We start from the raw sequence: 13,141 nt of genomic DNA, 5'->3' as shown, positions 1-13,141 counted from the left end.
CGAGGGAGCTTGCTCCCGCTGGACTGCGTAGCAGTCCCATTTTTGGGGCCGCTTCGCGCCCCAGCGGGAGCAAGCTCCCTCGCCACAGTTACCGATTCTGTCTTAACTGACTGGCATTAGCCCATGGGGCGCCTGTTTTTTATCACTCACCGCTTCAGCTTTTACGCTGCTGCGCCATTTCACGCTTGGGTCCGAACATCGCCCACGCAATCAACCCCAGCAGCGGCACGAACACCAGCACCACGACCCACAACCCCTTGGTCTCCCATCCGCCAGTGCTGCGCAAAACGATATTGATCGCCCAGAGTTCCAAGAGCAGCAGAACCACCGCCAATACGATCCAGATATATTCAATTTGCATGATTCACCTCCTGAAGTCTAAGCGTTAGGTCAAGCAGATGCCCCAAGGGTTCCATTAGAATTTTCCTGGCCACCCTTTAGGGCCGCCCGTTGCGCTGGAGCGTCAGCAACCGGTTGTGCGTTGTGCAATCTCAACGCGGCCCGACCATGCAAGCTGCACGACCACCAAGCACACAGAAAAATACAACCAACTGATTTACAAGATAATTTTTAACCATAAAAGTTGGTACGCCTGATGCAACCTTCCTCACCACGAGGCGTGCACTTCGACACGCCCGCATACCCCCCGTGAGGTTACCTATGAATGCCATCGACCTGCTCAAAGCCGACCATGAACGCGTCAAGACCCTGCTGACCCAGTTAAGCGAATCCACTGAACGCGGGGTAAAAAAGCGTACCGAGTTGTTGGCCAAACTCGAAATGGAGATCACCCTGCATACCCAACTCGAAGAAGAGATCCTCTACCCCGCGTTCAGGAAAGCTGGTGGCAAGGAACAGGACATCATGTACCACGAAGCCAAGGAAGAGCACCGTACCGTCGACTCGCTGGTACTGCCGGACTTGAAGAAAACCGACCCCTCGTCCACCGAGTTTTCCGGTCGCGTCAAAGTGGTCAAGGAGTTGCTTGAGCACCATATCGAAGAAGAAGAAACCGAGATGTTCCCTCAGGCCAAGAAACTGCTGGGTAAAGCGCTGCTCGAAGAGCTGGGGGCCGAGATGGAAGCGATGAAGGCCGCGCACAAAAAAGCCATGGCGAAAAAACCGCTGGCGGCGTAACGGCTACCTCCTCGCAGCAAGGTTCGCGCGACAGTGCCCCACAGGCCCTGTCGCGCTATCGATTTGCACCGATGATTTCTCCTCGCTCACTCAGCGATCCGGCCGACCGAGCCGGCCTGGCGCCCCATGCTAGCGTGCCATTGCCCTTGGCAGTGGCCGGGGGCTTTCAGGAGATTCATCACAATGGACACGCACTCCCCCACCTATACCCACCTGTTCAAAGAGGACTGGCACCTGCTGTGTTCGGCCTCTTCCATGGCGGCAATCGACTCCCCGATCGCCTACCTGAAGGCGTTATACCTGTTTGCCCAAGCGCTGGAAAAAAGCGGTAAAGGCAAACAGCCCAAGATCACCCTCGACCGGCGACGCCCCGAACTCAAGACACTGCCCCTGGACGAACGCGGCCTCAGCGCTGTGATTCCTCAACTCTCGATGATCAACGAAACCCTGTCCCGCCAGATCGACGCTCATCTCAAACAAACCCGCCGTGAATACCGCGGCCGCTCCCTTGATGAGGTGCTCGGCAGGCAACGCTTCCCCTTCGTGCTGCCGTTCGAACGCGCGCATCGCCAGTGCTGGCTCGGTTTGTCCGGCGGCAAGCCACAATTGGGCGAACTCAGTTACCGCATCAGCCTCAAGCTGCCCACCAGCCAGCGCGCGCAAAACACTTACGGCGTGGTCCGGCACGAGGCCTATGAAGCGCAACGTTTGCTGTCCGGGCTGAGCCCTGCCCAGCAGGTGTTATTGATCGAGCCTTTGTTAATAAGAACGGGAGACGTACAGGCAGAAGATTTTTTTACCCAGCACTATGGTACCCAGGAGCAGCCCCTTGAGGAGTTGTCCCACTGGTTGCAGAAAACCGGACTCACCGCCGATCAGACCGAAGCGCTACTGGCCTGCGGCAAGTATGTGCCGGTGCTGTCGAGCAATGTTCTGGCAAGCGCCCTGCCAACGCCGCCGGCCAAGCTGCGCCTGCACAACGGTGCCGCGTACGTGAACGGGCCGATCACCGAGGCCGGCGCGACCCAGTCGCCCCTGTCGATCAATGCGCAGGACAAGGATGGTGCGCGCCTGCTCAATACCTCATGGGAACGTTATCAGCGCCTGCACCGAATGATCCGCCTGCAACGCTGGACGCAATTGCCCTTCGACGCACTCGACGCCCTGTCGACGAGCGTGGTGCGGCGTGAACACGAGGGCGACCCGGCGCAGCCCGCCAACGACAATACCCTGCGCGCACTGGGCGTCTATCGCTATCTGGAGCGCCGCTACAGCCTGTCATTGCAAGCCTTTGCCGCCGTGCTGGATGAGATACCGGTGTGGGCACCCGGCACTCGTCTGTCGCTGTACGACCAGCTGTTCAATCCCGGCCCGTTGCCAGGCCAGGCATTGACCCTGGACAGGCCGACCCTGGCCTTGAGGGAGGAAATCCCGACAACCCTGCGCCACCAGCTCTGCACCGGCCTGCACCTGAGCGACACCCCAGCCTCGTTGCACTGGCTGATCAAGCAGGCCCGCCTGCATCTACCCGCTTCTTGCCCGACGCTTACGTTTTATAGCGCGCTGTATCGCCAAACCCGTATCGCGCGGTTGTTCGGGCTGTCAGTGCTCGACAGCTACCATGTGGCGGCGCTGCTGGGCGGTAAGGATTACACCGCACAACTGGTCAACCCGAGCCTGCGTCGCTCCGGCGTCAATGCCCCTGCCGACCTGCTCGATGTGCTGATGCAAATGGACTGGCTGGTCCGCTGGCTCAACGACACGGGTCAAACGGTTGATCAGCTTCGCCGCCAATTGCTATTGGATGCCCAATCCCCACCGCCCCACGTGCAGACGTACATCACCCAACTCGATGAGGTAATCGAACTGACCCGCCATGGCCTGTTGGCGCAAGAAGACCTCGCTGACCTGTCATTGCCCCAGCCCGAGCCTGACACCAAAGCGGCGCCCATTGCCTGGCATGCCCTTATCGTACAAGGGCTGCTGCACAGCCAACCGCTGCTCAAGCCCGCGCCGCCCAAAGAACTGCCCAATGGGCTGGTGCAGCTTATCGAAGCCCAGACCCTGAGCCTCGACCCAGAACGCAACACGGCTCTGCACAGCGATGCCAAACAGGCAGTGACCAAGAAGCTGGGCGCGTTCTACCAACAAATGCAGCCGCTGAAAGCAAAAATCGACACGCTGCTCAACGCTCCCTCACACCTTGCCGGTGACCCCGCCGCGTACCTGCAATGGCGCAAACTCGTGGTTCGACAAATTGCCCGAACCGCCACTGCCGAATCCACCACGGAGCTGCACAAAAATGTATTGCTGAGCCTGCCGGATGCCGAAGTGTCCTTGGGGCTGGCAGTGAGTCGTGAGGCCTTGCAGACCTTCGTGCTCCATCCGCACTGGCTGAGCCCGGACCACACCGCGGCCTCGCTGCTCAAGCTGACGCTGAGCACGCTGTACCTGCTGCAACGCTTTGCCCATTGCCTCAGCACCTACGGGCTGGCCCAGGACAGCGTGCTCGCCTATTTACAATGCGCCAATTCATCCTCCGTCGAAGGCTCCGCCATAACTGACAATGGGGCTTGCACCTCGCAACTGGCCGCATTGCTCAAGTGGGATGTCGATGAAATCAACCTGCTCGTTGAATCTCTGCCTGCCAAACAGGTGAGGACCCTGGCCGACCTGGACTGGCTCCTGCGTTGCCATGAAGCCGTCAGGCTCACCGGCCTTTCCGCCAGCGCCTTGCTCAAGGCTGCCGACCTGCATGCCACCTTGATGAATGAAGACTGGCAACACGTTGGCTCGGCATTGATCGCCACAACCCCCTAACCCCGTTGTATTTCGCCTGGTTCAAGGAATGACCATGTCTGACACCCTCACCCAACACCTCAACGAACACCTGCGCGACGCGATGCTGGGGTTCTACCTCAACAGCGTGCTGCCTGAAGACACGGCAGTGGCCGATACCGTCAAGACCGTAGACGATATCTATACCTATTGGCTGCTCGACCCCCAGGTCAGCCATACGGTGCCCACCACCCGTATCGCCAGCGCCATTGCCAGCCTGCAGCAGTACATCACAGGCATTTACCTGGGCCTGGAGCCCGGCTACGACGAACAGGGCATGAGCGCTGACGAGCAGACCGAGTGGCGAGACCAGTTGCTGTCCTATTCACTGTGGCGTGCCCACCAGCAACTCCAGCACTACCCGGCCACCTACCTGAGCCCTGCATTGCGCCATGACAAAAGCGACAACTTCAGGCAACTGGAGAACCAGCTCAACCAATTTCGCATCGAGCCTGCGCCGCTGCAGACAGCCGTCCACAGTTACCTCAGCCGCTTCGAAGCACTTGCCAACATCAAGACCCTCAATGGTTATATCGACGGTGATAAAGACAGCTTTGCCAGCAGCACTTATTACTTCACCGGCAAGTCCAGTCCGGAAAACACCTATTACTGGCGCACGCTGAAAATGGCCTCGGGCGACGCGGCCACTCCGCCAGCCTGGTCCTCCTGGCAAAAGATCCCGCTGTCGATTGACGATAACGTCCCCGAACAGACGATTCGCCCGGTGGTGTTCAACGGGCGCCTCTTCGTGGTGTGGGCCCAATGCATCAACCCGACGTCGTCGTCGAGGGACATCACCCCGATTGGACGAGGTGATGTCGAATCGGAGAGGGAATACCAACAACGGCTGGAAACCCGGATAAAGACCACCTATCTACAGTTGCGCTTGTACTTTTCCTATAAAAAACTGGATGACAGTTGGAGCGTGCCGCAGGCCTGCATTCAGGAATACAGCCTTGCACAGGGCCTTGACGAATTGAGCTCGGAAGACTTGATGAGTGCCACTGCGTCCATCGCCGTACTCGATTCAAAAAGCCAACCGCCGTCTCTGTTCCTGGGCCTGAGCGCACAGCCGAACCATCAAACGGCTTCCTCGCACAACGGCGTGCATCGGCATTTCTTTCAAGCGGTACGGCTGGATCAGCACTTCAACGTCCATTGGCTGGAAACTCTGGGCAGCACTCGGCGGATGTTCTCCTGGCATAAAGAGTCTGAACTGGCCGGGCGGTACCAGGCCCTGTTCGGGCACCACAACAGGTCAAGATTTCAATTCAGGGCGCCCGAAACGGTCCAGGTCAAAGTTCACTCCCTGACCAACAATGCGCCCCATGGCACCACCCATGGCTGGAATTACGAAGACAATCAACAGCATATCCGCAGTCTTTCGGCTGAGAGCGATATCCGGTTCAACCGAACGACGTCAGTACTGGAGGTCACCACCCGCCTGGCGAAACGCTTCGAACCGCACCGCACTGTCAGGTTCAGCAAGGCAGACGCAATGGCCAATTTGACCATCACCCTCAGCAGCAGCGGTCCTGCCCAGAACGAGATGCTGGCGTTAGGCCCCACCGCCGAGATTTTCCTGGAGAGCGCCAGGCTGGCAACCTTCTCCAACGTGCGCATCGACTTGACCCTCAAGTGCAACGAGACCGGCGTCAGCTATGCCCAATTCATAAAAAATGCAGCGAATCAGCCGACGACCTTTACCCTGCCGCAGATTGAAAAAGATCAAGAAACCCCGAAAAGCGCGACATTCAATCTGCGCGACCAACGCATTAGCCAAGAAGCCTTCGATTATTTTTTCAATACGCCGGACGCCACCTATACCGTCATTCTCTCGTTCTACAACAATCAAGCGGAGTCCAGCAGCCATGCCTACGACTTGGTACTGGACAAGGTCCAGGTCCAGCAGAAACAACGCCTGTACAAACCCGTGTTGATGTATCCCAGACAGGGACACAGCGCTTTACCGGAAAGCCCTCACCGCAATAACACGGTACTCGTCGGCCTGGCAGACGCCTCTCGGCGCACCCTGCGCGACACGTTCACTGAACTCTCCGAAACGCACACGCTTGAGGCGCAGATCGAACTCTCTCCCTCGACCTTGCACCCCTACGACGAGGACTCCACTGACACGACGGCTTCCACATTGACGCTGATTCACGGCGTGTTGCTATTGGAAAGCGATGTGCATTACCCCGACCCCATCATCCTGGGCTACGCGCTGAAAACCGCGACTTTCACCCTGCCGCCCGATAACAGCACCCCCATCATTCCACTGGCTCCGTTTATCCGGCGACTCGCTACCCCGCCCTATGGCACGGCAGAGTTCATCGACTTCAGCGGGTCCACTATCGAGTCTCTCGATAAGCCTGAAAACAAACGAGCGCCCATACGCACCAACACCTGCGTGGCCGGGCTGCTGGCAAAAACCGCGGGCGCAGGTTTGCATGAGCTGTTTGCGTTGGCGCCGGATGCCTGGCGCGAGCCGCCCTTGCCAGGCGAGAAAAAGCCCAGTCCCCTGGACTTTCACGGCCCCCATGGCACCTATTACTGGGAGTTGTTTCTTTACCTGCCCTGGCTGTTGGCACAACGCCTGAACCAGGAGCAACAATACGCCGAGGCCGAAACGTGGATACGCTACGTGTTCGATCCCGTACACCCATCCGGGTTCTGGCGCCTGCCTGCGCTGCTTACCAGTGCGCCACAACGCCACGACGTCTCGTCCGTGTCCCACCCATTGGCGACAAGCAGCGCGGTACATTTTCGTCAGGCGCTGTACCTGCTGTACGTCGACATCCTGCTCAATCGCGGGGATGCGGCCTACCGGCAAATGACCCGTGACGGCCTGGCCGACGCCAAGTTGTGGTACATCCGCGTCAAGGGCTTGCTCGGGCCAAGGCCGCCGCTCAACCCGGTCGATCCCTGGGCAGCCACGACCCTGGACAAACTGCAAAACCCTTCCACGCTCGACAGCACGACAGTACCTGCGGGCACCTCGCGGCTGTGTCGGTCCCTGAGCCCTGATTTGCTGCTGCGCTGGGACAAGATCGAATCTCGCCTGCACAACCTGCGCCATCACCTGGATCTGACCGGCAAACCCTTGAGTCTGCCGCTGTACGCCGCGACCCTGACGCCTCAAACGCTGCTTGCCGCGTACCAGCAAGGGGCGGTCGGCGCCAGCCTGCGCCCGTCCCTACGCACCGCCCAGGCCGCGCACTATCGCTTCCAGGTGCTGCTGGGACACGCCTTGCAAGCGGTCGACAACCTGATCCAGTTGGGGACGACCTTATTGTCGTTGTTCGAACGCAAAGAGCAGGCCCAGTACCTGGAAACCCAGCAGCAGCAAGCCTGGGACTTGGCGAGGCTGGCCGTCGAGCAACAGGCCCAGGCCGTACAGTTCGATGCGAGGAACCAGGAGGCGCTGTTGGCAGGACGCCGCATGGTCGAAGCGCGGGTGGCGTTCTTCGAACAGCAGCTCAAGCGAGGCATCAGCCCGGCCGAGGCCCAGGCCACCCAGGAGTACCAGGACAGTGCGCGCTGGGACACCGCCGCCGCCGTGGCACAAGCCGGCGCGGGGCTGGCGATGCTGATACCGAATATTTTTGGCACCTCCAACGGCGGCGTGCGCTACGAGGGCGCTTTTCACGCCCTGCACGCGGCGTCCCAAGGCATTGCCAATGAAAAGCGCGCCAACGCTGCCCACCTGGACCGCACCGACCTGTTTGCCCGACGCGCCGCCGAGTGGGCCCATTCGCTTGAACAGGCACGCCTTGAGCTGGCCCAGGTCGACGCCCAACTGCAGGCTTATACCGAACAGCAAGCCCATACCCGCTTGCAACTGGGCCTGGCCCAGACCAGCCTGACCCAGGCACGAAGCCTGTACGACCAGCTCGGCAAACGCTTTACCAACGCCCAACTGTATCAATGGCTCAATGGCCAACTTTCCACTTTCTACTACCAAGCCTATGACTCGACCCTGTCGCTGTGCCTGGCGGCCGAGGCCTGCTGGCAGGAAGAACGGGCTCAGTGGGACAAGCACTTCATTCAAACCCAGCATTGGACCCATCAATATCGAGGCTTCAGCGCCGGCGAAGCGCTCAAGCAAAATCTACTGAGCATGAGTAACGCCTACGTCACCCACAACGAACGTTTGCTGGAGATCACTAAAACCGTGTCGCTGCGCCATCTGCACAGCCAAGACCCGATGGCCACGCGCGACATGCCCTGGGCCGCGCTTAAAGCCGACCTGGTAAAAACCGGCACCTTGACCTTTGAACTGACCCTCAAGCTGTTTGACGACGACTACCCAGGCCATTACCTGCGGCGTATCAAGCACGTCAGTGTGTCCCTGCCCGCCACGCTGGGGCCCTATGAAGACATCAAGGCCATCCTGACCCAAACCGCCAATACCACGCACGTCACCCCCGCGACCAGACACACCGAAGCCGCGGTAAAAAAAGACCTGCGCGCCAAACAGCAAATCGCCCTGTCCAGCGGGCTCAATGACAGCGGATTGTTCACCTTGAACTTCGACAGCGACGAGCGTTACCTGCCGTTCGAATACACAGGAGCGATCTCCACCTGGCAACTGACCTTTCCCAACCATGCCCGGCAAAACGCTCTGCTCGAATCCCTCACCGATATCATCGTGCACCTGCGCTACACCGCTAAAAACACCGGAGGTCAACGATGAGCGTGCAGCCGCCCGAACTCCTGGAACCGAAGATTCCGGCGCTGCCCAAGGGCGGTGGCGCCATCCAGGGCCCCGGCGCGCAATGGGGCGCCGTGGGCACACGGGGTGAGGCGTGCCTGGAGGTGCCCTTGCCCATTTCGCCGGGCCGTGGCTTCACGCCGGCCCTGAGCCTGGGTTATCGCAGCGCCCTAGGCAACGGGCCCTTCGGCCTCGGCTGGGCGATGTCGGCAGGCGCCATCAGTCGTGATACCCGCAAAGGCGTACCGGCCTACGGTGATGACGACCGTTTCATCAGCCCCCAAGGCATCGACATGATCCCTGAGCGTGATGCCGACGGCGAAATTCAGGCCACGACCTGGAACCACTATAACGGCCTGGCCCTGGGTGAATCCCACCGAGTGGTGCGCTATTTTCCGGTGATAGAAGCGCGCTTCGACCGTATCGAGCATTGATCTTGCGACAGCGACAAGGCCGGGTTCTGGTTGGTTCAGGGGGCCGACGGCTGCGTGCACCTGTTCGGCAAGACTCTGATCGCGCGCTGTGCAGACCCGAACGACGATCTACGTGTTGCCCAATGGCTGTTGCAGGAAAGCCTCAACCCCCTGGGTGAGCAGATCTATTACCACTACAAACACGACGACCAGCCGCCAAGCGCCGCCAGGGACTATCGCGCCCAGCGTTATCTGGCGCGGGTGTGCTACGGCAACCTCAAGCCCCTTGAGCACCTGGCGCTGTGGCGCGCGGACGCCCTCGCTGACAAGCAATGGCACTTCGAACTGCTGCTGGATTATGGCGAACGCCACACCGGCCTGAGCCAAGTGCCGACCTATGCCGAACAACACGCCTGGCCGGTCCGCAACGACCCGATCAGCAGTTATGCCTATGGCTTCGAACTCGGCACCCTGCGGCGGTGCCAGCAAGTGCTGATGTTTCATTACTTCCCCGACGAGCCGAGCCTGGGCGCCGAGCCGGTGCTGACGCGGCGTCTGTTGCTGGAGTACACCCATCGCCACGCCATCGGCAGTTGCCTGAACGCCGTGCACAACCAGGCCTTTGACGCCCAGGGGAACGCCAGTGCCTGGCCGCCCCTGGAACTGGCCTACAGCGCCTTCGTGCCGACGCTGGACGCCGCGCGCTACCAAGCGTTCGACGCCATGGCGGGCGTCAACGATGGGCAGCATTATCAACTGGTGGACCTGTACCGCGACGGCTTGCCGGGCATCCTGCACCGCACCGATAAAAGCTGGTACTACCGCGAGCCGCTCAGGGCCCCCGGCCCGGCCAGCAGCAATGCGCTGATCTATGGTCCATGGCAGGCCCTGCCACGCATCCCCCTCGCCGATACCGTCCAAGCCACGCGCCAGACACTGGCGGATCTTGACGGCGATGGGCATCTGGAATGGGTGGTGGCGCAGCCGGGGCTGAGTGGTTTTTTCAGCCTCGACTCGCAGCGGCAATGGTCGGGTTTCGTGCCTTTTGCGGCGATGCCCCAGGAGTTTTTCCATCCCCACGGGCAACTGGCCGACCTGATGGGCAGTGGGAGGCTGGACCTGGCCTTGATCGGCAGCCGTAGCGTGCGCCTGTATGCTCATCGCCAGGACGGCGGGTTTGATCCTGGCCAGGAGGTGCGCCATGCGCCCGACGATGAGGGGCTACCCACCCTCAGCCATTCGCCGGCTGAATTGATCGCCTTTTGCGACCCCCTGGGCAGCGGCCAACAACACCTGGTGCGTATCCGCCATAACGAAATCAAATGCTGGCCCAACCTCGGCCGTGGACGCTTCGGCAAAGGGTTTGTCTTCGCCACACTGGCGTTCGACCACGCCAGCTTCGATGCCGCCTATATTCGCCTCGCCGACCTGGATGGTTCAGGCGCGATGGACCTGATTTACCTGGCGCCTGAACACGTACAGATCTATATGAACCGCGCCGGCAGCGGGCTGGCATCGGAGCCACTGACATTGCCTTGGCCCGAGGGCGTGCGCCATGACGCGACGTGCCAGGTCAGCTTTGCCGACCTTCAAGGTCTGGGCTGTTCCAGCCTGATCCTGAGCGTGCCGCACATGACCCCCCAGCACTGGCGGTATGACTTCGTCAGTCTCAAACCGTATTTGTTAACCGCCACGCTCAACAACCGGGGGGCCACCACCCAGCTGAGCTACCGCAGCAGCGCCCAGGAATGGCTCGACGAAAAACAGCACGGGCAAACCCTGGGAGTGCCCCAAGGCAGTAGCCTTGCGTTCCCAGTGCAGGTGGTCAAGCGGCAACAGCAAAAGGACCTGGTCAGCGGCAACCGCTCCACCCAGTATTTTCGTTACCGGCAAGCCTGCTATGACCGTGAGGAGCGCCAGTTCCTCGGCTTTGGCCTGGTGTTGCACACCGAGCAACCCCCTACGGCCGATGCGCAGCCTGGGGTGTTGACCAAACGCTGGTTCCACACCTTTGAGCCCTCGCAGGAGGCTTTTTACCCGGGCGACCCACAGGCGCCCGCGCTGGGGCCAACCCTGCTGGGCCAGTTGGAGGCCGGGCGCACAGGAGACACGCTGATCGCCACGCCCGTCGCAACCACCCGCCGCGCGATGCAGCGTGCATTGGCGGGGAGCCTGCTGCGTGAAGAGGTGTATGCCGCCGCCGATTCGCCACCACAGGCAGTGCCGTATTCGGTGCAGCAACAGCGCTATCTCATACGGCAATTAAGCCCGTCGGCCAAAGCCGGCGAACCGGCGGTGCTGCTGCCACTGTTGCTGGAGTCGCTGACCTGTCGCTACGAGCGCCAACCGGACGACCCGTGCTGCCGGCACATCCTCAATCTGCGCTGGGACCGCTACGCCGGCAATCTGCACAGCGTGGTGGTCGACTATGCCCGTCGCAGGACAGCCAGCGACTCCCCACCGCCTGGGCCAGCCCACCAGCAGCAGTGGTGGCGTGACGCACACGACTCAGCGCAGCAGACGTATTACCTCAACGAAACCCGTGCCCGCTTCATTCACCTGGACGCCGCGCAGCGCTGGCGCTTGCACTTGCCCTACCAGCAACGAAGCAACGTGCTGGTGCTGAGCAAAGAGGCGTTAGCGATTGAAAAAATAAGCTATGAACACTTCATCGCGCAGGGCCCGTCCGATCCATTGGGAACAGCGGCCGAACGCAGGCTGGGGGGGCTGTCGGTGCAGCACTACTGCGTGGCGGAGCACACCGAACCCTTGCCGGCCGGCACCGCGAGTTTTCAGGCGCTGCCTGCCTATATCGAGACGGCCGAACTCGATCAGCAAGCGCTGGAGGTATATGAGGGCCGCACTGTCACTGCTACGCTCAGTGCACAGCACTATCGGGCCATGGCCGCGTTCCTGTCACCGAACCCCGGGCAGGACGAGGCCATCACCCTGTGGTCCCTCGGCCAGGGTTACACCCGCTACGGCCAGGCCGAAATGTTCTATCGGCCTCGTCGGCATCAGGCAAGCCTGAGCCATGGGTTCACGCAGTCCGAGTACGACCGCTATGGGCTGTACATCATCAAAGTGCAATTGGCGGACGGCTGCACGACCCAGGCGCAGTACGACTACCGCCTTGGCCTGCCGGTGACGGTGACTGACGCACAGCGTACACAACGCTACGCGCACTACGACGCCCACGGGCAGCTGCTGGCGACCGGCCTCAAGGGTGAGGAGCAAGGAAAGCCCGTGGGCCATGACGCCCCTACACCCTTCATCCGCACGCCCGATACGGGCCCGGCGCAGGCCCTGACTGATCCGAAGGCGGCGTTGCTCAACGCTCAAAGCGCGTGCTTCTACGACGTGTTCAGTTGGATGGGGCGCATTCCACCCGCCAGCATCCAGGCGCAATGGGTAAGCAACGGTTACCTGCTGCCCAGCGGGCATATTCGTGCCTCGGCGTTGGCACGCCTGAACAGCCTGAGCGCTGCGCTCCCCCATCATCAAACCCTCAAGCGCCTGATTCAGGCGGCCAGGCAAGTGCCGGTGCACGTCGTGGTACTGCACGCCGACCATTGGCAAGGCACGTCGCAAACGGCGCAGATCCAGGTAGCCCTCGCCTTCAGCGACGGCTTTGGCCGCGTGCGGCAAACCCAGGAAAAGGCGCAACCGGGCCCGGCCTTTGCAGTCGATGACGCCGGTATGTTGAGCGCGGGTGCCGAGCCAACCGATGCCACTCGCCGTTGGCGGATCAGCGGCCGTGTGGAGTATGACAATCAGGGTTGCCTGGCGCGCACCTGGCGACCTTACTTTACCGACCGTGCCGGCTATATCGACGATGCGGCCTTCAACACCTTGCGTCCCAGCGAGCAGCACTTTCATGACGCGTTGGGGCGCCCGGTACGCGTGCTCAATGCCAATGGCGACACGCGGCGCCAGACCTACCACGCCTGGTACAGCATCGCTGAAGACGAAAACGACACGCACGCGCCGGCCTGACAACAGAGCCGGGCCGTTACACGGCCCGCGCTCCTTGGCCTGA

4 protein-coding genes and 1 pseudogene are annotated in these 13,141 nt (G+C 61.1%); 4 read left to right on the top strand and 1 reads right to left on the bottom strand.

What is annotated here, in order from left to right; all coding sequences use genetic code 11:
- Positions 1 to 154: 154 nt before the first annotated feature.
- The gene (locus ACP7CZ_RS12685) at positions 155 to 361 is read right to left on the bottom strand and encodes a hypothetical protein (RefSeq protein ID WP_003191730.1); all 207 of its coding nucleotides are present in this window, start codon (positions 359 to 361) and stop codon (positions 155 to 157) included.
- 299 nt (positions 362 to 660) lie between these two features.
- Between ACP7CZ_RS12685 and ACP7CZ_RS12680 the strand changes: the two genes are divergently transcribed.
- From ACP7CZ_RS12680 to ACP7CZ_RS12665, 4 genes and pseudogenes are all read left to right on the top strand, one after another.
- Complete coding sequence (locus ACP7CZ_RS12680) at positions 661 to 1,137, top strand: hemerythrin domain-containing protein (RefSeq protein WP_003191732.1); 477 nt, start codon at positions 661 to 663, stop codon at positions 1,135 to 1,137.
- 183 nt (positions 1,138 to 1,320) lie between these two features.
- Entirely contained in the window at positions 1,321 to 3,957 is a 2,637-nt protein-coding gene (locus ACP7CZ_RS12675; RefSeq protein WP_089042572.1) for a Tc toxin subunit A, read from the top strand.
- 34 nt (positions 3,958 to 3,991) lie between these two features.
- Positions 3,992 to 8,671 (top strand): neuraminidase-like domain-containing protein, encoded by a 4,680-nt coding sequence (locus tag ACP7CZ_RS12670; protein ID WP_089042571.1) that lies wholly within the window; start codon positions 3,992 to 3,994, stop codon positions 8,669 to 8,671.
- Positions 8,668 to 13,098: pseudogene (locus tag ACP7CZ_RS12665) on the top strand (SpvB/TcaC N-terminal domain-containing protein). Before ACP7CZ_RS12670 ends, ACP7CZ_RS12665 begins: the two are co-directional and overlap by 4 nt.
- Positions 13,099 to 13,141 lie beyond the last annotated feature (43 nt).

This window comes from Pseudomonas sp. DWP2-2 (assembly GCF_049897065.1).
Taxonomy (GTDB): Bacteria; Pseudomonadota; Gammaproteobacteria; order Pseudomonadales; family Pseudomonadaceae; genus Aquipseudomonas; species Aquipseudomonas paracarnis.
The sequence above is the reverse complement of the archived record's forward strand: the minus strand, read 5'-3'. Positions and strand labels throughout refer to the sequence as shown.